Consider the following 18137-nt stretch of genomic DNA (forward strand, 5'->3'; position numbering starts at 1 on the left):
TATAAGAGACAGGCCCTGGCCCACGCCAGCACCCTCGACGGCGGCGCGGCGCTGGCCGCCCGCGCCCAGCGCGAACGCGTCCGCCTGCGGCTGAACTGACAGCGCCGCCAGCGCTTCTGGCTGGCGCCGGCCGCGCGCGCGGCCTATCTCAGACACCTTCGCCGTTCAGGAGCTCGCCATGTCGTTGAAGGTCGCCGTCCAGATGGACCCGCTCGAGGCCATCAAGATCGAAGGCGATACGACCTTCCTGATGATGCTCACGGCCCAGGCCCGCGGTCACTCGTTGTTCGTCTACACCCCCGACCGGCTGGTGCTGGAGGAGGGCAAGGTGCTGGCCCGCGGCCGCGCGGTCACCGTCCAGGACGTCAAGGGCGACCACGCCAAGTTCGGCGACTGGGAGCTGGTCGACCTCTCCGAATTCGACGTCGTCCTGCTGCGCCAGGACCCGCCGTTCGACATGGCCTACATCACCTCGACCCACTTCCTCGACGTGATCCACCCCAAGACCCTGGTGGTGAACAACCCGGCCGAGGTCCGCAACGCCCCGGAGAAGCTGTTCGTCACCAGCTTCCCGGGCGTGCAGCCGCCGACCGTGATCACCTCCGACGTCGAGGCGATCTACGACTTCCGCGCCCGCCACGGCGATATCGTGCTCAAGCCGCTCTATGGCGGCGGCGGCTCTGGCGTGGCGCGGCTGCTGGCCGACGACCCCAACCTCGACGCCATGCTCGACCTGCACCGGATGATCGGCCGCGAGCCGGTGATCGCCCAGAAGTTCATTCCCGCGGTCAGCAAGGGCGACAAGCGCATCCTGCTGGTCGACGGCGCGCCGGTCGGGGCGATCAACCGCGTGCCGGACGCCGGCCAGATCCGCTCCAACCTCGCGGTCGGCGGCCGCGCCGAGGCGGTCGAGCTGACCGCCCGCGACCACGAGCTCTGCGAGATCATCGGCCCGGAGCTGAAGCGCCGCGGCCTGATGTTCGTCGGCATCGACGTGATCGGCGACTACCTGACCGAGATCAACGTGACCTCGCCGACCGGCGCGCGGGCGCTGGAGCGGTTCACCGGCGTCAATGCGGCGGCGATTCTCTGGAACGCTATTGAAGCCGCCCGCACAACGGCTTAGGTTGCAACTCAAAGAGACACGCATAAGTCGCGGAATCGTCTCGCCTTCCTGAAAAGTTCGACTTTTGTTCTTGATCCGGCCCGCGCGGCGTGCTGGGCTTGTGGATAAGTTGAGCCATTTCTAGGGGTTGGCATGGCTTCCCGCGTCGTCACCGTAGCCTTTCAGGGCGTCGAGGCCCGTCGCGTCGACGTCGAGGTCCAGCTGACCACCGGCGAGGTCAAGTTCATGCTGGTCGGCCTCGGCGACAAGGCCGTCGCCGAGAGCCGCGAGCGGGTCCGCGCCGCCTTCGCCGGTCTTGGCCTGGCCATGCCCAGCCGCCGGATCATCGTCAATCTGGCCCCCGCCGACCTGCCCAAGGAGGGCAGCCACTACGACCTGCCGATCGCGCTGGCGGTGATGGCCTCGATGGGAGTGCTGCCGCCCGACGCCCTGGCCGAATGGGCGGCGATCGGCGAGCTGTCGCTCGACGGCCGCATCGTCGCGGTCGCCGGCGCCCTGCCCGCGGCGGTGGCGGCCGGCGGCTTCGGGCTCGGCCTGATCTGCCCTGAGGCCTCGGGGCCGGAGGCGGCCTGGGCGGGTGAAACCCGCGTGCTGGCCGCGCCTTCGCTGGTTGCGGTCGTCAACCACTTCCGCGGGACCCAGGTGCTCGCCCCGCCCAGGCCCGGCGCCATGCTCGACGGCGAGCGGGTCCCCGACCTGCGCGACGTCAAGGGCCAGGAGAACGCCAAACGGGCCTTGGAGGTCGCCGCCGCCGGCGGTCATAACCTGCTGTTCTGCGGCCCGCCCGGCTCAGGCAAGTCGATGATGGCCGCGCGCCTGCCGGGCCTCTTGCCGCCGCTATCGCCGGCTGAGCTGCTGGAGACCTCGATGGTCCATTCGGTGGCCGGGCTGATCGCCAAGGGCGAGCTGACCCGCGCCCGCCCTTTCCGCACCCCGCACCACTCGGCCAGCATGGCCGCCCTGACCGGCGGGGGTGTGAAGGGGAGAAAGAAAATGTCTCTCGGAAGAAGTGGGCGTCCCCAAGAGGATCCGCGACCTCGGCCGGGCTGAGCAATCTCTAAGGCGACGCTGCCTTAGCCAAGAAGGTAGCCGATTCTGCCAAGCCGCGTGGGAAACGGGCGGAGATGGGCCCGCGTCAGACGATCAGGCACAAAAAAAGGCAATGTCGCCGTCGCCGGACACAAAGCCTCCGCCGTGAAAATGACTATCGCCAAGTACGGCGTCAACTGCTCGCGCTGGGTGAACTGTGAAGGCGAAGCCTGCTAGACGTACACTCCGCCCTGGATCTGCCTCAGTAGCTTGGCGACAAGGCCCTGACCTTCCATCGTGTCCAGGAGGTCGATAGGCAAGCCTCCACCGAGAGCAGGCAAGGGCTCCACCAGCCAACTCGACACCCAAGCGGAGGCGTCAAAGCCTGTCGGATTGCCTGACTCTTCGACCATTTGCTGCACCTGCCCAATCAGCTTGGCCACGCCCAACACCCGCTCCGCCTCAGGCAAAGCGAGCGCCACATTTTGTCGAGCCTTTCTCGTCAAGGAGGCGCGCGAGATGTTGATGGCCTTGCAGGCACGAGACGTGGGGATCGCGAGGTCGGCAACGATGCTCATTGCGTCCCGCGCGCTCAGGCCGGCCTTCAGCAATTCGACGCGCTGCATTGGGGTGGCGCGAAACACCTCCAATGGAGATGTTGCTCCAGGCACGTCGCTTTGCGTGCCTTGCGTGCCGCGGCTGTTCACTTGAGGACCCCCAGCAGATCGGCGACGAGGTTGCCCAGCGAGAGGGAGACATCAATGCGAGGGAAATTGATCGCCGTCCCGGCCCCGAGGATTTCGATCTCCTGAAGCTCATAGCGAGAGGCCGCGGAAAGATGGTGGCAGACCGCCGGGTCGAAGGCGATCGAACACTGGCGATCCAGCTCGATGACGATGCGCCCTGTTGTCGGATCGAAGTGCGCCGCCACAGCCAGCGGCCCAGTAGCGCGCTGTGCGCCGGCTTCTCGCGCCTGGGCGGCCTCCGCCGCCGTGGGAATCCGATACTGGCCCATGGCGCCAGCCTAGCACGGCGTCAGTCCTTGAGGGTTGGCTTGCGATAGAGGCGAGCCAGGAGATCGTGCAGCTGCACGAGTTGGTGGAGCACCAGATCGATCGTCTGCCCCGCGCTTTGCGCCGCCACCTCTCGCTCGCGCAGCGCCTCCAGACGGCGGGAAGGGGTGCCAGGTCCGGCCGCGTAGCGAAAGTACACCGTCCCAGTGCAGCTAGGTCGGCGGCAGGGGGCTTGCTTATCGACGAGAGAGAAATCTGCGCCGCGTCGCTTGACCACCTCCTCAAGGTCCACGTGGCCGGAGTGCCCTTGGCTGCAGTGCCAGGTGACGACGTAGCCGTCGGACAGCATCGCCCCCACCGAACGAACCGAGCGCGGCAGATATGCGGCGCGTTTTCCCATGCGCCTTTGTTCGGTTTTTGTTCTTTCCGGTCAAGTGGGCGCGAAGGGTTAGGAAAGCTTAGCCATATCGCGAGGGCTATCGGTTAAGCCTTTCCGCGAAGGGTCCTTGGCCATGTCAGTGCCTGCCGTCTCTCCCCTCGCCGTGTCCCCGCTAGAAGCTTCGCAGCTCGAGCTGCCTTGGATCCCAGCGGCCGAGAGGTTGGCGCTCTCGCACATCGGCGCGATCTGCCGCAGTCGGCACCGGACGGATGCGTATGAGGTCGAGTGCGCCTTCTTCCAAATTGATGATCCTGGACACTTTCCGCTGTTCGCCTTGGCGCCGCTGGAACAGCTCGGCCTGCTAAGGCCAGGCTCCATTTTTGAAAATCGGCGCTACAGCGGGCAGCTCGACGTCCTTAGGACCAGACAAGTCACCGGACTGACGTTGAAGGACATGAGTCAGTTCAATACGACCGGGCGGGGCGAATACATCCGTGAAAACCGCTTTACACCCGGCTCCCGGGTGATTGACCAAAGCATGCTTGCGCAAAGGTGGGTCAACAACTTCCGCCACCAGGGCCTGACCTACCATGTGCCGTCCGGCGAGATATTCCGCTTCTATTTCGGAGCCATCAGCCTCGGCGCAGCCTCCTTCATGTCGTTGGCAGTCAGCGATCAAGAAGGGGTTGGCCTAGTCGATCCCGAGCACACGCGCTTCCTGGAACCCGACGTGCTGCAGATCGCGCCGATCAGCGGCCTGGCTGACCGCTCAAGCGCCCTGCAACTGGCGATGCTGCTGCATTCACCGGAACTGATGGCGATGTGGCGAATGACGGTTGATCAGTTCATCGCCGACCAGGCGTGGGGCAGCCCCCAGTTCTACCCGCCGGTCGAGCTGCCGGCATCCCGGCATCCGTTCACCCTCCAAGGCCTAAGCACCGATGTGCGACAGACTCTCCTCGGCGGCTACGAGCGCGGCTTCATGACGTGGTCGATTGTTAGCGACTACCGGCCAGCGCCATTTCGCCGGCTCATCATCAAGTTGCCGTACGGGATGAGCGAGGTCGATCTCGACCAGCCGGACGAGGCCGACGACGAAGCCGTCGCCCGCTACACCAATGTGCTTCCCAACGAGCCGAAGTTGGAGAGCCGGCGGCGCCCTGGTGTCGCTGCTGGCCGCATGTCGCATCACATGGAGTCGCTTCAACGCGCCTTCCCGCGTCTCGCCGGCGTGCAGGTGGACTACGAAGCGCCGCCAGCGCTGAGATCGTCCAGGCGTGCGGCTCCAGCGGCGCCGCAGGAGCGGGTTGTAGAGGAACTCTCGGCGTTGCTCCCGGGACATGATCGAAAGGTCGGAGGGGTGGTTCTTCGGCCAGGCGCTATCTATCGGGCCGAGGCGCCGACGCAGACACCGACGCAGCGACTGTTCGATGCTGCGGAATTCGATCTCGGGGAGTTCGTGCCCGCCGTCGCCGAACAGACCCGCTATCCCTTCTCGACCTTCGTTAGCGCGTTCAATCTCCTGATGCGGCATCAGGCGGGCGGGCTTGTTGGGCAGAACCCCATCTCCGCATTTGGCGGCGATGTGATGGTGCTGAAACTTCCGGCCAGCTGGGGTTCCGCAGCGCGCGGCCGCGCGATCGCGGTTGGCCGCATCGATCTCGAAGCCGGCCATGTCTATGCGTTCGAAATCTCGCGGCGACGGGCGGATGAGCGGATCAGCCTGGGTTTGGTGGCGAAGACCGACGCCTCTGCCATGTCGTGGTCAGAGATTTCGGCGGTGGCCCGCCATGCAGTTGCGCAGCTCACACTCCGTGGTGCGGCTTCGACGGCCAAGAGCCGCGGCGTTTGGCCTAGCCCCTCTGAGTTTACCGACGTGCTCGGACGCAGTGTGAAGCACACTCGGCGGCGGCGGACGCCGGCCTGGCTTGCCGAGGATCTCGACGCCCTGAGTCGATCGCTATTTAGCTCTGCACGCGTCCGAGCAGCCGCCTAGACACGGCAAACGCGCCCCGCGGCTCCTAGAGGCGCTCACGGATCCAGGCCCACACCGACTTGCTGAGCCAACCCTGGTGGCCGCCTCGGTTCAAACGGGTGACGAACAGGCGATCATTGGAATCGAGCTTCTGGCGCAGGTAACCTTCAACTTGCGCTGCGGTGCTGGGCGTCGAAATAAAGCGCACAGAATCCAATCCGCCGTCGCGGATGTTTTCGAAGGCTTCCAGGTGCCGCAAGAAGGCGGCCCGAGCTTGGCGGTAGTTGGGCTTCTCGTGGTTGAGATCCCAAGTCACCACAAAAACAGACATTCCTCAGCGTCTCCTAGTTGAGCGTGTAGCGACGCCAGGGAATGGCCCCAAGCGGCGTATTGGCGAGAAATCGAGAGAGGTCCGGTCGGCCATAGTAGGTCGGCGTTCCGCGGCTATCTTGTGCCATCAGCACCACAGGCATCCCGGGGAACGCTCCGCTGAAGGTGCGGATCGCTCGATCAGCTTGTTGCCGAAAGTCGATGACGGCCTTTCGAACGATCACGACGGCGAACGTGATGCCTTGTTCGCGAATGACGGCGCCTTCGAATTGCATCGGATGGGTCTCCGCCTGAAATGAAGAAGGCCGCCCTTCGGCGGCCTCTGAGTCCTAACCCCGCGGCGGGAAGTCATCGTTCCCGTACGAGTCCTTGTCGCGGATCTGCCCGTTGGGGCGATGAATCACGACCTCACTGCGCTGATTGATGGCGATTTCTCGCGCGGCCGCCTGCGCTTGCGCCTGCGTCCCGTGCGTCGAGGTCACGCGGCTGTTGCCGGCGCCACGAACCGCCCAACCGTCACCGTGCGGCACCACGTGCTGGTTCTTACCCATGGATCGCTAGTCCCTCGGTCGCCAGCGGGACCATCCCCCGACGACTTCGTACAGATTAAGTCATACGTTTGCGAGTCGTGCAACTATTCTGGTACAAGTTCGTCGGGGGCCGCCGGCGGGGCTGCGGGCGGGGAAGTGAGGTGTGCGTGGCGCTAGCGGAGAAGCTGAAGCAACTGAGGACCGCGAGGCGGAAATCGCTGCAGGATGTCGCCAACGAGGTAGGAGCGTCGAAGGCTCACATCTGGGACTTGGAAACGGGTCGGGCGAAGAACCCTTCGATCGAACTGCTCACCGCGCTGTCCCGTTGCCTGGACGTCAGCGTCGCCGAACTGATCGGGGAGAACCCGGACGGGTCCTCAGATTCGCAGCTTGTGGCGATGTATCGCGATCTTCAGGAACTTTCGCCCGACGACCGCAAAGCGATCCAGTCCATGATGGATCACTTCCGAAAACGCGGATCCTGAAATGCTTACTGTGACCCGGATGGATCTTGATGGCGCCGGGTCACCAATGGCGCTCGCAACCAAAATCCTAAAGGCAGAGCCGTCTCTGCCCATCCCAGTTCCCATTGAGGACCTGGCTCAGCAGCTAGACATTGCCGACATCCGCTTGTTGTCGACGGATGGATTTGAAGGCGGCCTGATCACAGACGCGGGCCGCAGCGAAGGGTTCATCCTGGTCAACGCCAACGCTGCTCGGGAGCGCCAACGCTTCACAATCGGACATGAACTGGGTCACTTCTTGATGACCCATCATGCGCCAGCGGGTGCGACAGGCTTCAACTGCACACGCGGGGACATGGGCCGATCGCGAATGACCACAATGAGCCCCGCGGTGCGCATGGAAGTGGAAGCGAACGAGTTCTCCGCTCTCATGCTAATGCCACCGCCGCTCTGGCGAGGCGCGATGGCGGCCTATCGTGATCCTGACCTGAAGCAGGTGACGGCGCTTGCCAAGCAGTTCGGCGTAAGCAAGGAAGCGGCCGCTCGCTCATATGCACAGTATCACGAAGCGCCGGTAGCTATCGTGATCGTGAAGGACGGACGACTGCTAAGGGCGTATCGCAATATTTCCCATTTCCCGAAGCTCTGCGTCGGAAAGGGCGCGACGGTGCCGTCTGCTTCGCTGTTTCATCGACTGCCGCACTCTCCAGGTCGTGTCTCGGACATCGTTGAAGCGCGAGCGCAGTATTGGCTGGAGTCCGACTGGGGAAAGCCGCTGCCTGAGCTCTACGAGCAAGTCGCCTTCCAGCGCGAGGGGTTCGCCATGATCCTCCTATGGGCCGAAGTGGCAGAGGAGGAGGATGACGTTGAAGATCGGCTCACGTCGAAAGAGCGCTGGCAAAGGCGTCAGGGCGATTGGCGTGAGCGGCGGTAGACCTGCAAGATCGCGGCGGGGGCGGCGGTGACACGGGCACCGCCCAGATAGCGCTTGAACTCGGGTACGCGTCGTCCTCAGCCTTCACCGCCAATGGCCCATTGTGACCCTCGTGACGTCGGTTTGCGGAGAGGGCAAGTTGGTGTTGGAGGATGGCATCCCATGACAACCCAGCAACGCCGCCAAGCTTTTGAACGCGAGGCCGCAGCCGCGAGCCGCGCCTTGGCAAGCGGCGATCTCGACGAGGCGTTCCGGCTGCTTGAGAGGGCGCACATCCTGGGCCAGCCCTGGGCGGGACCGCACAGCTGGGCGCATTGGCAGATGCTCAAGATCGGCTGGCGGAGGAAGGACGGCCGCGAAGTGCGTGGCCAGCTCATCAGATTGGCCGCAGGGGGCCTGTTGTCCTGGATGGGGCGTCTGCCTTCCGGCAACACCGGAGGCGCCAATGTGCCGGCGGAACAGCCGATGCCGCTGCCCGACGATCTAGCGGATCTCTGTCGATGAGGGCGGCCGCGTAGCAGCACGCCGTCGAAGGGCTGATTGCTCGATTTCGGCCCTTGATCCTCGAGTGGCTGGAGGAAGTAGACTGCTTCGCGACATGGAGGATCTGCGTATGAGCGAAGCCCTGGAAGCCACCACCTTCACCGTGACGGGCATGACCTGCTCGGGATGCGCCCGCAAGATCGACACCGCGCTGCGCGGCCTTGAGGGCGTGAGCGACATCTCGCTTCACTATCCGGAGACGACGCTGGGCGTCCTGCATAGCGGCGCGGTCTCACCTGCCGCGATCCGCGAGACGGTGACGGCGCTCGGTTTCGAAATCGCGGCCGCCTAAGGCCGGCTTCGATGAGCGAAGGCGTGACTCAGGCGCGGTATCGCGTCACCGGGATGGATTGCGGCGCGTGCGCCTCGAAGATCGACACCGCGCTGCGGCGCGTGCCGGGCGTCTCCGAGGTGGCGGTCTCGTTTCAGTCCGGCGTCCTGTCGCTCGCCCATGACGAGCGGGTCGATGAAGCCGCCGTCACCAAGACGCTGAGCAAACTCGGCTTCGGCGCGACCCCGCTCGCGGCGGACAGCGTTGCTGAGCGACCCGCCGATACCGCGTGGTGGAAGTCAGCCAAGGCGAGGGCGACGCTCCTTTGCGGACTCGCAGTGGCCGTCGCCTACGGCGTCGGACAGCTGTTTCCGCCCATCGAGCGGTACGCTTTCATCGCCGCGCTGTTGGTCGGCCTGATCCCCGTCGCCCGTCGAGCATTCGCCGCGGCCCGCATGGGCAGTCCGTTTTCGATCGAGATGCTGATGACGGTCGCCGCCGTCGGGGCGGTGATCATTGGCGCGACCGAAGAGGCCGCCGCGGTCGTGCTGTTCTTCCTGGTCGGTGAAATGCTGGAGGGCCTGGCGGCCAGCCGAGCCAGACGAAGCATCTCGGACCTGGCGAACCTCGTACCCAAGACCGCGCTGGTCGAAGAGGCCGGAGAGATCCGCACCGTCCAAGCCGAAGTCCTGCAAGTCGGCGAGATCATCCTGGTGCGGCCCGGCGAGCGGATCGCCGCCGACGGCGAGATCATCGAAGGCGCGGGCGACATCGACGAGGCGCCGGTCACTGGCGAGAGCGTGCCCAAGGCCAAGGTCGCGGGCGACACGGTGTTTGCCGGAACCATCAACACGACCGGCGTCCTTCGCATCCGGGTCACGGCCGCAGCGGCCGACAACACCATCGCCCGGGTCGTGCGCCTCGTGGAGGAGGCCCAGGAGAGCAAGGCGCCGACCGAGCGCTTCATCGACCGCTTCTCGCGAGTCTACACGCCGTTCGTCGTGCTCTTTGCGGTGCTCGTCGCCGTGGTTCCGCCATTGGCGGTCGGCGCGCCCTGGCAGACTTGGATTTATCGCGGCCTGGCCGTGCTGCTGATCGGCTGTCCCTGCGCTCTGGTCATTTCGACGCCAGCGGCCATCGCCGCGAGCCTTTCTGCCGGCGCTCGACGTGGCCTGTTGCTGAAAGGCGGCGCGGTCCTCGAGGGCTTGCGCCACGTGACGGCCGTTGCCTTCGACAAGACCGGAACGCTGACCCAGGGCCGGCCGATCGTCACCGACATCGTGGCGTTCGAGCGCAGCGAAGACGTCGTCCTGGCCATGACCGCGGCTTTGGAGCGCGGCTCGACCCATCCGCTGGCGGTGGCCATCCTCGACAAGGCGAAGGCGCAGGGGGTTTCGATCCCTCCGGCTTTTATGGCGAAGGCCCTCGCCGGCGAGGGGATCTCGGGGAACGTCGCTGGCGAAACCACCTTCTTCGGATCGCCGAAAGCCGCGGTGGAGCGCGCGCCGATCAACCCGGCCAAAGCCGCCAGGATCGAGGCCCTCAACGCCGAAGGAAAGACGGTTTCGGTGTTGGTGGTGAACGGTCAGGCTGTCGGCCTCGTCGCGCTGCGCGATGAGCCGCGTCCTGACGCTCGCAAGGGACTGAGCGCCCTGACCGCGAGGGGTGTCCGCACTGTGATGCTGACCGGCGACAATGCGCGAACAGCTGCAGCGGTCGGCGACCGCCTCGGCGTCGAGGTGCGCGCTGAACTGATGCCGCAAGACAAGCTCGCCATCGTGCGCGCGCTTCAGGCCGAGGGGCTGACGGTCGCCAAAGTCGGGGATGGGATCAACGATGCGCCGGCGCTCGCCGCCGCCGACATCGGCATCGCCATGGGCGGCGGCACGGACGTTGCCCTGGAGACGGCGGACGCAGCGGCGTTGCACGGCCGGGTGTCGGACGTCGCTGACATGATCGCGCTTTCGAAAGCGACCATGCGCAACATCTATCAGAACATCACTGTCGCGCTGGGCCTGAAGGTCGTCTTCCTGGTGACGACGGTCATTGGCGTGACGGGCCTCTGGCCGGCCATCCTGGCCGACACCGGCGCCACGGTCCTGGTCACCCTGAACGCGATCCGGCTGCTGCGCTGGCGCCCTGTCTGACGTCGGGGTCTCAGCGACAGAGCGGGCAGAGGCCGCTGGCCTCCAGAACCACCTGTTCGATGAGGTAGTCTTGAGGTGCGCCCGCGATGGCGGCGGGGCGAGCATCTGGCAGGTGCTCCACCGCATGGCAGCAGCTGCAGACCAGTAGCCCGGCGGCGCAGTCTGTCGCCTTCGGGCACGCCACGTAGGCGCCCAGAGTGACGACCTTCCTCACCAGGCCGATCCCCATCAGCAGATCCAGGCTTCGGTAGACCGTCGGCGGCTTTGTTGCGCGCACGCCCGCGCCGAACTGCTGGATCAGGTCATAGGCCTTCACCGGCTTCCCCGCGCTGACCAGCAGCGCGTAGGTCCGGCGCCGAGGCTCCGTCCAGTTCTCGCCCGCCGCTTCGCACCGTGCGCGCGCGGCATCAAGCGCGTGTTGGACGTGCGCCGCGTCTTGGGGCTCAGGATGACTGTGAGGGCAGGGACCGCTCACGCGACCGTGGCGGCTTCAGGTTCGGCGTGATCGCCTTCGCAAAGCTCGTGGTTGCTGAGCACCTCGATCACCCGGCAATCGGAGACGTGCCCGTGGCAGGCGGCCGACACGACCCGCTTGAGCTCGCCGCGTAACGCCTCAAGGCGGGCGATCTTGCTCTCGACCGCGGCCAGTTGCTCGGCCGCCAGGGCGTTGGCCTGGTCGCAGGGTTGGTCAGGGTCGTCGGCGAGCTGCAACAGCGTACGAATGGCGTCGACCGCGAAACCAAGCTGTCGGGCGTGCTTGATGAAGGCCAGCCGCTTCAGGGTCCGCTCATCATAGACCCGCCGGTCGTTCGGCGCGCGAAGCGGCTCGGGAAGCAGGCCAATCTGCTCGTAGAAACGGATGGTGGTTACCTTGACGTCCGTGGCCTTGGCCAGCGCGCCGATGGACAGTTGGGACATGGAAGCCTCTCGCGATCTTCGGAGAAGATAGTGAGCTACACCTCCAGCGGCTAGAGCTGCGACAGCGTCGCGCGTATTCCCGCTGGCGCCCAAGTGGGACGCGGGCCACCCACATGTGATGGCTCACCAAGCATGCAGGCGGTCCATTCCCATGGCTTTGTCATCGACGACCTGCACCCGCCACGGGCCGCGATCTGCTGGAAAATAGGGCTTGATCCTCCAGGGTCTGGAGGATGTAGACCAAGCCCATGACGTCGCCCACGACCAGCAATCTGTCGGGACACGCCGGTCGCAAGACCGGGCACGCGCGTAACTTTGTAACGCGTTCCCCTGACACGAGAGTCTGGCTATAGGGTCGCGCATGTCGGGGCTTTTTGCATCATGGCGCAGCTTCGGAGCGGTCCTCGCCGCTCTGCTGATCGCCGTGCTGGCCCTGGCGCCCAGCCTCGACAAGTTGATCTGTCGCGACGAGGCGCCCGTCGCTGTCGCCGAAGTCTCACTGGATGGCAAGGCCTCCCACTTGGACGCCGCTGGCCAGGACCAGGACGGCCACGCCGATCCGGACATCTGCATCCACGGTCATTGCCATCATGGCGCGCCATACCTCTCCGCGCCGATCGGCGAGCTAGCGATGCTGGACGCCCTGCCTGACCATCACGAGCTGACGCTTGGCCGTGTTTCGGCCAGCGACCGACAGTTCGGCCTGGACCGGCCCCCTCGCGCCTGACGACCGCCGCGCCTTGCGCGCGCCCTGTCGTCATTTGCGAGAAGGTCAATGCTCCCCTCAGAATTTAGGCGGCCGCTTGTTGCGGCCACCCTTGGGCTGTCCGCCCTGGGCTTCATGGCGCAACCGGTTTCGGCTGCGCCGGCCCCCTCCTATCCCGATCTGCTGGCCCGCGCGCAAAGCGCCGCGCCGCGGCTGGCTGAAGCCCAAGCCGGCGTCGCACGCGCCGAAGGCCTGGCGCGTCAGGCCGCCGTCATCCCAAACCCCGCCTTGACGGTCGATCTGGAGAACTTCTCCGGGTCGGGCCCCTTCGAGGGCACGAGCCAAGCTGAAGCGACCTACTCGCTGCAGCAGACGCTTGAACTTGGCGGCAAGCGCGGGGCCCGTGTCGCCGCCGGCCGCGCCGAGGTCACCGCCGCCCAGGCGCGCGCCGGCCGAACTCGGGTCGATTTCGCGTTCGACCTGGCCATGGCCTACGCGGAGGCCGAGGCGGCTCAACGACGCTTCAAGCTCGCGAGCGACGTCCTCGGCCTCACCGAAGAAGACGCCCGGATCTCGACCGAGCTCGTCGAGGCCGGCCGCGAAGCCGACCTGCGACGGATCCAAGCCCAGGCCGCTGTCGAAGCGGCGCGGGCGTCGCTGGCGGAAGCGCGTGCGGCGCAGGAAACGGCGCTGGCCAACCTGACCAGCCTTTCCGGATCGTCGGAGCCGATCGACTCGATCGACGTCAGCTTGCTTGACGCCGGAAGCGTGGTTGCCAGCAGCTCTGAAGCGGCCGCCACGCTCGGCGTCGTCGCGGCTCAGGCCGAGAAGGCCGCCGCCGAGCGCCTGCTGGTTCTCGAGCGCCGCAAGGCCATTCCCGATGTCGACGTGTCCGTCGGCGTGCGGCAGTTCAACGGAGACGACGCCACCGCGCTGGTCGCAGGCCTCTCGGTGCCTCTCCCGCTGTTCAACCGCAATCAAGGCGCCGTCGCTGCAGCGCGGGCTGACGTCTCGGCCGCTGAGGCGCGAGCCAACGCAGCCCTGCTCGAGGCGCAGGGGGCGATCAGGTCCAGCACGGCCCGTGTCGCAGCTTCCGAGGCCCGGCTCTCGGCGGCGAACCAGGGCGAGGAAGCTGCGCAGGAAGCCTACCGCCTCGCCCGTATCGGCTACGAGGCCGGCAAGTTGCCGCTCGTCGAACTCGTCAATGCGCGCAGGGCTTTGGCCGAAGCGCGTTCTCAATCCATCGCCGCCGCCGTCGAGCGCGCTGGCGCACGCGCCGCCCAGGCGCGGCTTGGCGGCTTCGCCGCCCCGGGAGTCCAACCATGAATTCGAGCAAGGTCCGCCTCTACGGGGCGGTTGCGGCGGCGGTGCTGTTGGCGGCGGCGGGCGGCTATGGCCTGTCGACGCTGCAAAATAGGGGCGCCGGGGCCGAGGCCCCGGGCCACGCCGCCGAGGCCGAACACGCGGAAGAAGGCGGCGAGGAAGCGGGCGGAGACGTCGTCGAGCTGACCCAGGCGCAGATCACGGCCTCCGGGATCAAGCTCGCCAATGTCGCCCGCGGCGGCGGCGGCGAGGTGCAGTTGGCGGGGCGCGTCGAGCCGATGGTCGATGCCCGCGCCAGCGTCGGCGCCACGGTCGGCGGGCGCGTCGAGCGGGTCCTGGTGGCGCCGGGGCAGTCGGTCAGCGCCGGCCAGCCATTGGCGGTTCTGGTTAGCGGCGAAGCGGCCAGCTTCAGCGCCGACGTGGAAGCCGCCGCTGCGGCGGCCGATGCGGCTCGCAAGTCCTATCAGCGCGACCAGCGCCTGGGGGAACAGGGCGTCGTCGCACGTCAGGAGGTCGAGGCCTCGAGGGCGCAGGCGGTCGGCGCTGAAGCCGCGGCCCGCGCTGCGCGTGCCAAAGCTGCGGCGGCAGGCTCGCCCAACGCCTCTGGGCGTCTCAGCGTCACCAGTCCGATCGCCGGCGTCGTGACCGCGGTCGCCGTGGGACCAGGCGGCTTCGTCGCCCCAGGGACCATCGTGGCCGATGTCACCAACCCGTCCCGGGTGGAACTGGTGTTCAACGCGCCGCCGACCCTGGCGGCGGCGGTGAAGCCCGATGCCCGCATGCACGTGCGTGGCCCGACCGGCGAGTTCGAGGCGGTGATCCTCGGCGTCGCGGCCGGGGCTGGCGCGGAGCGTGGCGCCACCATCATTCGGGCCCGGGCCACCGGCGATCTGTTGCCGCCGGCTGGTACAGCGGTGTCGGGTTCGGTCGTCGCAGGCGAAGACGCCGGCGGCACGACCGTACCCAGCGAGGCCGTGCAGACGGTCGAGGGCGGCTCCGTCGTCTTCGTCGCAGTCCGCAACGGCTTCCGAGCGACCCCTGTGCTCGTCGGCCGTCAGGCGGGCGGGCGCACCGAGATCCTCCGCGGGTTGACCGGCGATGAGCGCATCGCCGCGGCCAACGCCTTCCTCCTCAAAGCCGAGCTCGCCAAGGGCCAGGCCGAGCACGGGCACTAGGGGGCGAGATGTTCAAAGCAATCATTGACGCGTCTGTCCGCTTCCGCTGGTTTGTGGTCCTTGCGGTCGCAATCGTCTGCGGCTGGGGCCTGCTCGAACTGACTCGTCTGCCGATCGACGCGGTTCCCGACATCACCAACCGCCAGGTCCAGATCACGACGGTCGCTCCAGCGCTGGCGCCAGAGCAGATTGAGCGGCAGGTCACCTATCCGCTTGAGACCGCGTTGGCGGGCATTCCGGGTCTGACCAGCACGCGCTCACTCTCGCGCAACGGCTTTAGCCAGATCACCGCGATCTTCACGGACCAGACCGACATCTACTTCGCTCGCCAGCAGGTGGCCGAACGGATGCGGGCGGCCCAGGAAGGTTTGCCTGAAGGCGTCGAACCGACCCTTGCGCCGGTGACGACCGGTCTTGGCGAAGTCCTGATGTGGACGGTCGACTACGAGCCGTTCAACGCAAAGAAGACGGCCAAGGCGGGCGAGCCGGGCTGGCAGCCCGATGGGTCCTATCTGACGCCGGAGGGGGATCGTCTCACCACGCCCCAGCAGCGCGCCACCTACCTGCGAACGGTGCAGGATTGGATCATCGCCCCGCAGATGCGTTCGACCCCCGGCCTGGCCGGCGTCGATACGGTCGGCGGCTACGTGAAGGAGTACGCCGTTCGGCCCGACGCGGCCAAACTCTCGGCCTACAAGCTCAGCCTGAACGACCTGGTGACCGCGCTGGAACGCGCCAACACCCAGGCCGGAGCCGGCTTCATCCAGCGAGCAGGGGAATCCCTGGTCGTGCGCGCCGATGCGCTCGCGGGCTCTGTCCAGGATTTGGCTCAAGCCCCCGTGGTCAACCGCGATGGGCTGGTGGTTCGGGTCGCAGACGTCGCGAACGTGGAGATCGGCCAGGCGCCGCGACTCGGCGCCGCCAGCCGTGACGGCCACGAAGCGGTCCTCGGCACGGCTCTGATGATCGCCGGCGGCAATAGCCGCACCGTCGCTCAGGCGGCGGCAGAACGCCTGTCGGTCGTTGATGACTCGCTTCCGCCGAATGTGGTCGCGATACCGGTGCTCGATCGCAGCGAGCTGGTGAACTCGACGATCAAGACGGTCGCCCGCAATCTGACCGAGGGCGCGCTGTTCGTGATCGTGATCCTCTTCCTGCTGCTCGGGAATATCCGCGCGGCGACGATCACCGCCCTGATGATCCCACTCTCGTTCCTGTTCGCGGTCATCGGCATGAACCGCTTCGGGATCAGCGGGAACCTGATGAGCCTCGGCGCACTCGACTTCGGTCTGCTGGTCGACGGCGGCGTCGTGGTGATCGAGAATACTCTGCTGATGATGACCCGTCGGCGCGCAGAGCTGGGCCGGATCCTGACCCGGCACGAGCGCCTGGAAGTCGCCATGCTTTCGGCCCGTCAGATGGTCAAGCCGGCGGCCTTCGGCCAGTTGATCATCCTCTTGGTGTTCGCACCGCTGCTGACGCTCGAAGGCGTGGAAGGCAAGACCTTCCATCCCATGGGCGCCACGGTGATGCTGGCCCTGGTCGGCGCGTTCATCTTCTCGTTCACCTTCGTGCCGGCGATGGCGGCGCTGCTGGTGCGCGATCCCAAGAGCGTCCACATCGGCCCGGACGGCGAGGTCGAGGAGCACGAGACCCGCATCATCCGTTTCGCGCGCCGCTACATCGGCCCGGCCATCGAGGCCGCGGTCGGTCGCCCCAAGTTGGTGGTCGCTGCTGCGCTCGGGGCCTTGGTGATCGGCGGGATCTCGTTCGCAACGCTCGGCCGGGAGTTCATCCCGACCCTGGACGAGGGCGACATCGCCATGCAGGCGCTGCGGGTGCCTTCGGCCTCGCTGGAGCAATCCGTCGCCATGCAAATGGCGCTGGAGAAGGCGATCAAGGCTCAACCTGAAGTCGAGACCATGTTCTCACGCACCGGCACCGCGGAAGCGGCGGTCGATCCGATGCCGCCGAACATTTCCGACAGCGTCATCATCTTGAAGGACCGCAAGGACTGGCCCAATCCGAGGCTCTCCAAGGAGGAGCTGATTGCGCGGATCGAAGCCAAGGCCGGCGAGCAGATCGGCAACAACTTCGAGTTCAGCCAGCCGATCGAGCTGCGGTTCAACGAACTGATCTCCGGGGTCCGGACCGATCTTGCCGTGATGGTCTACGGCGACGACTTCGCCGTCCTGCAGAAGACCGCCGATGAGGTGGCCGCCGCCCTGCGCAAGACTCCGGGCGCCGCGGACGTCCGCGTCGAACAGGCCTCTGGCCTGCCGACCCTGACCGTCAGCGTCGACCGCTTCGCCGCCGCGAGCTACGGGCTCTCCGCAGCCGACGTCAGCGAGGCGATCCAGGCCGGCGTCGGCGGCGCCGAGGCCGGACGCATCTTCGAAGGCGACCGCCGCTTCGACGTCGTCGTGCGCCTGCCCGATGAAGCGCGCAACGATCCGGCGGCGCTGGCCGCACTCCCGGTCGTCTCGGCCACCGGTAACGTCGTACCGCTATCCTCTGTGGCGCGGATCGAAACCGCTGAGGGGCCGAACCAGATCAGCCGGCAGAACGGCAGCCGGCGAATGGTGGTCCAGGCCAACGTCCGCGGGCGTGACCTCGGCGGCTTCGTCGCCGACGCCCAAGGCGCGGTCGCGCAGGTCAAGCTCCCGACCGGCGTCTACTTGGATTGGGGCGGCCAGTTCGAGAACCTGAAGCGCGCCGAGCAGCGACTCGCGGTCGTGATTCCCATCGTCTTCGTCCTGATCGGGATCCTGCTCTTCATGGCGCTGGGATCGTTCGCGGAGGCCGCACTGGTCTTCGCCTGCGTACCGCTGGCGCTGGTGGGCGGGGCGCTCGCGCTCCTGTTGCGCGGCATGCCGTTTTCGGTCTCGGCGGCCGTCGGCTTCATCGCCGTCTCCGGCGTGGCGACCCTGAACGGTCTGGTGCTTATGCAGGCGATCCGCGAGCGGTTGCAGGAGGGGTTGAGCGCCCATCGCGCGGCCATCGAGGGCGCGTCGAGCCGACTGCGGGCGGTGCTCACCACGGCTCTGGTGGCGATCGTCGGCTTCATTCCGATGGCGATCGCCAGCGGGGCGGGGGCTGAGGTGCAGAAGCCGCTGGCCACCGTGGTCATCGGCGGCCTGCTGACGGCGACGGCCCTGACCCTGCTGGTGTTGCCGACCTTCGCCGCCCAGGCGGTTCGGCATCGCAAGAGTGAGGGGATCGAGGACTAGTTCGATCCCAGCGTACCGTGGCAGGCGGCGGGAAGCCGTCGCCT

19 protein-coding genes and 1 pseudogene are annotated in these 18137 nt (G+C 66.8%); 12 read left to right on the forward strand and 8 right to left on the reverse strand.

The annotated features are described in order from the left end of the window. The first annotated feature begins 178 nt into the window (after positions 1 to 178). Positions 179 to 1126, forward strand: a complete 948-nt coding sequence (gene gshB / locus OUA97_RS11880; RefSeq protein ID WP_267232105.1) for a glutathione synthase — start codon at positions 179 to 181, stop codon at positions 1124 to 1126. Positions 1127 to 1258: 132 nt separating this feature from the next. After that, positions 1259 to 2140, forward strand: a pseudogene (locus OUA97_RS11885) (ATP-binding protein); the annotation flags it as partial. A gap of 248 nt (positions 2141 to 2388) precedes the next feature. Here OUA97_RS11885 and OUA97_RS11890 read toward each other — a convergent pair. Genes OUA97_RS11890 through OUA97_RS11900 form a run of 3 tightly spaced genes read right to left on the reverse strand, consistent with a single transcriptional unit; the run spans position 2389 to position 3568 of the window. Next, positions 2389 to 2862 carry an antitoxin Xre/MbcA/ParS toxin-binding domain-containing protein gene (locus tag OUA97_RS11890; protein ID WP_267232106.1) on the reverse strand — a complete coding sequence of 158 codons (474 nt, stop codon included), beginning with the start codon at positions 2860 to 2862 and terminating at the stop codon, positions 2389 to 2391. Next, positions 2859 to 3170, reverse strand: coding sequence for a hypothetical protein (locus OUA97_RS11895; protein ID WP_267232107.1), 312 nt, complete (start codon positions 3168 to 3170; stop codon positions 2859 to 2861). Before OUA97_RS11895 ends, OUA97_RS11890 begins: the two co-directional genes overlap by 4 nt. A gap of 20 nt (positions 3171 to 3190) precedes the next feature. Then, positions 3191 to 3568 (reverse strand): hypothetical protein, encoded by a 378-nt coding sequence (locus OUA97_RS11900; RefSeq protein WP_267232108.1) that lies wholly within the window; start codon positions 3566 to 3568, stop codon positions 3191 to 3193. A gap of 199 nt (positions 3569 to 3767) precedes the next feature. Between OUA97_RS11900 and OUA97_RS11905 the strand changes: the two genes are divergently transcribed. Then, positions 3768 to 5543 (forward strand): hypothetical protein, encoded by a 1776-nt coding sequence (locus OUA97_RS11905; protein WP_267232109.1) that lies wholly within the window; start codon positions 3768 to 3770, stop codon positions 5541 to 5543. Between the two features lie 25 nt (positions 5544 to 5568). Here the strand turns inward: OUA97_RS11905 and OUA97_RS11910 are convergent, their stop codons facing one another. The 3 genes from OUA97_RS11910 to OUA97_RS11920 are packed head-to-tail and all read right to left on the reverse strand — an operon-like array spanning position 5569 to position 6403. Beyond that, the gene (locus OUA97_RS11910) at positions 5569 to 5853 is read right to left on the reverse strand and encodes a hypothetical protein (RefSeq protein ID WP_267232110.1); all 285 of its coding nucleotides are present in this window, start codon (positions 5851 to 5853) and stop codon (positions 5569 to 5571) included. Between the two features lie 13 nt (positions 5854 to 5866). Next, positions 5867 to 6127, reverse strand: a complete 261-nt coding sequence (locus OUA97_RS11915) for a hypothetical protein (protein ID WP_267232111.1) — start codon at positions 6125 to 6127, stop codon at positions 5867 to 5869. 54 nt (positions 6128 to 6181) lie between these two features. After that, positions 6182 to 6403, reverse strand: coding sequence for a DUF2188 domain-containing protein (locus OUA97_RS11920; protein WP_267232112.1), 222 nt, complete (start codon positions 6401 to 6403; stop codon positions 6182 to 6184). Positions 6404 to 6549: 146 nt separating this feature from the next. Between OUA97_RS11920 and OUA97_RS11925 the strand changes: the two genes are divergently transcribed. The 5 genes from OUA97_RS11925 to OUA97_RS11945 all read left to right on the forward strand — a co-directional run bounded on the left by OUA97_RS11925 (position 6550) and on the right by OUA97_RS11945 (position 10741). Then, a complete protein-coding gene (locus tag OUA97_RS11925) occupies positions 6550 to 6867 on the forward strand; it encodes a helix-turn-helix domain-containing protein (RefSeq protein WP_267232113.1) in 318 nt (105 codons plus the stop codon). 1 nt (position 6868) lies between these two features. Beyond that, positions 6869 to 7780 carry an ImmA/IrrE family metallo-endopeptidase gene (locus tag OUA97_RS11930; protein ID WP_267232114.1) on the forward strand — a complete coding sequence of 304 codons (912 nt, stop codon included), beginning with the start codon at positions 6869 to 6871 and terminating at the stop codon, positions 7778 to 7780. A 162-nt stretch (positions 7781 to 7942) separates the two neighbouring features. After that, positions 7943 to 8284 carry a DUF3703 domain-containing protein gene (locus tag OUA97_RS11935; RefSeq protein WP_267232115.1) on the forward strand — a complete coding sequence of 114 codons (342 nt, stop codon included), beginning with the start codon at positions 7943 to 7945 and terminating at the stop codon, positions 8282 to 8284. Positions 8285 to 8393: 109 nt separating this feature from the next. Beyond that, positions 8394 to 8615: a heavy-metal-associated domain-containing protein gene (locus OUA97_RS11940; protein ID WP_267232116.1), complete on the forward strand. Its 222-nt coding sequence runs from the start codon at positions 8394 to 8396 to the stop codon at positions 8613 to 8615. A 23-nt stretch (positions 8616 to 8638) separates the two neighbouring features. Continuing rightward, a complete protein-coding gene (locus OUA97_RS11945; protein ID WP_267232117.1) occupies positions 8639 to 10741 on the forward strand; it encodes a heavy metal translocating P-type ATPase in 2103 nt (700 codons plus the stop codon). 10 nt (positions 10742 to 10751) lie between these two features. Here the strand turns inward: OUA97_RS11945 and OUA97_RS11950 are convergent, their stop codons facing one another. Then, the gene (locus OUA97_RS11950; protein WP_267232118.1) at positions 10752 to 11057 is read right to left on the reverse strand and encodes a Fur family transcriptional regulator; all 306 of its coding nucleotides are present in this window, start codon (positions 11055 to 11057) and stop codon (positions 10752 to 10754) included. 155 nt (positions 11058 to 11212) lie between these two features. Next, positions 11213 to 11659 carry a MerR family transcriptional regulator gene (locus OUA97_RS11955; RefSeq protein WP_267232119.1) on the reverse strand — a complete coding sequence of 149 codons (447 nt, stop codon included), beginning with the start codon at positions 11657 to 11659 and terminating at the stop codon, positions 11213 to 11215. Between the two features lie 361 nt (positions 11660 to 12020). Between OUA97_RS11955 and OUA97_RS11960 the strand changes: the two genes are divergently transcribed. From OUA97_RS11960 to OUA97_RS11975, 4 genes are read left to right on the forward strand one after another with little or no spacing between them, the layout of a single operon-like run. Next, on the forward strand, positions 12021 to 12386 hold the full coding sequence (locus OUA97_RS11960; RefSeq protein ID WP_267232120.1) for a hypothetical protein: 366 nt from the start codon (positions 12021 to 12023) through the stop codon (positions 12384 to 12386). A gap of 48 nt (positions 12387 to 12434) precedes the next feature. Then, positions 12435 to 13691, forward strand: coding sequence for a TolC family protein (locus OUA97_RS11965; RefSeq protein ID WP_267232121.1), 1257 nt, complete (start codon positions 12435 to 12437; stop codon positions 13689 to 13691). After that, a complete protein-coding gene (locus OUA97_RS11970; RefSeq protein ID WP_267232122.1) occupies positions 13688 to 14863 on the forward strand; it encodes an efflux RND transporter periplasmic adaptor subunit in 1176 nt (391 codons plus the stop codon). Before OUA97_RS11965 ends, OUA97_RS11970 begins: the two co-directional genes overlap by 4 nt. 8 nt (positions 14864 to 14871) lie before the next feature. Continuing rightward, positions 14872 to 18093 (forward strand): efflux RND transporter permease subunit, encoded by a 3222-nt coding sequence (locus tag OUA97_RS11975; RefSeq protein WP_267232123.1) that lies wholly within the window; start codon positions 14872 to 14874, stop codon positions 18091 to 18093. Positions 18094 to 18137 lie beyond the last annotated feature (44 nt).

The organism is Phenylobacterium sp. 58.2.17, from assembly GCF_026411515.1.
Taxonomy (GTDB): domain Bacteria; phylum Pseudomonadota; class Alphaproteobacteria; order Caulobacterales; family Caulobacteraceae; genus Phenylobacterium.

Bases quoted from the DNA above. Each gene is read 5' to 3' on its own strand.
- gshB (WP_267232105.1), top strand. From the start codon at position 179: ATGTCGTTGAAGGTCGCCGTCCAGATGGACCCGCTCGAGGCCATCAAG.
- OUA97_RS11895 (WP_267232107.1), bottom strand. From the start codon at position 3,170: ATGGGCCAGTATCGGATTCCCACGGCGGCGGAGGCCGCCCAGGCGCGA.
- OUA97_RS11900 (WP_267232108.1), bottom strand. From the start codon at position 3,568: ATGGGAAAACGCGCCGCATATCTGCCGCGCTCGGTTCGTTCGGTGGGG.
- OUA97_RS11910 (WP_267232110.1), bottom strand. From the start codon at position 5,853: ATGTCTGTTTTTGTGGTGACTTGGGATCTCAACCACGAGAAGCCCAAC.
- OUA97_RS11915 (WP_267232111.1), bottom strand. From the start codon at position 6,127: ATGCAATTCGAAGGCGCCGTCATTCGCGAACAAGGCATCACGTTCGCC.
- OUA97_RS11920 (WP_267232112.1), bottom strand. From the start codon at position 6,403: ATGGGTAAGAACCAGCACGTGGTGCCGCACGGTGACGGTTGGGCGGTT.
- OUA97_RS11930 (WP_267232114.1), top strand. From the start codon at position 6,869: ATGCTTACTGTGACCCGGATGGATCTTGATGGCGCCGGGTCACCAATG.
- OUA97_RS11935 (WP_267232115.1), top strand. From the start codon at position 7,943: ATGACAACCCAGCAACGCCGCCAAGCTTTTGAACGCGAGGCCGCAGCC.
- OUA97_RS11940 (WP_267232116.1), top strand. From the start codon at position 8,394: ATGAGCGAAGCCCTGGAAGCCACCACCTTCACCGTGACGGGCATGACC.
- OUA97_RS11955 (WP_267232119.1), bottom strand. From the start codon at position 11,659: ATGTCCCAACTGTCCATCGGCGCGCTGGCCAAGGCCACGGACGTCAAG.
- OUA97_RS11960 (WP_267232120.1), top strand. From the start codon at position 12,021: ATGTCGGGGCTTTTTGCATCATGGCGCAGCTTCGGAGCGGTCCTCGCC.
- OUA97_RS11965 (WP_267232121.1), top strand. From the start codon at position 12,435: ATGCTCCCCTCAGAATTTAGGCGGCCGCTTGTTGCGGCCACCCTTGGG.
- OUA97_RS11970 (WP_267232122.1), top strand. From the start codon at position 13,688: ATGAATTCGAGCAAGGTCCGCCTCTACGGGGCGGTTGCGGCGGCGGTG.
- OUA97_RS11975 (WP_267232123.1), top strand. From the start codon at position 14,872: ATGTTCAAAGCAATCATTGACGCGTCTGTCCGCTTCCGCTGGTTTGTG.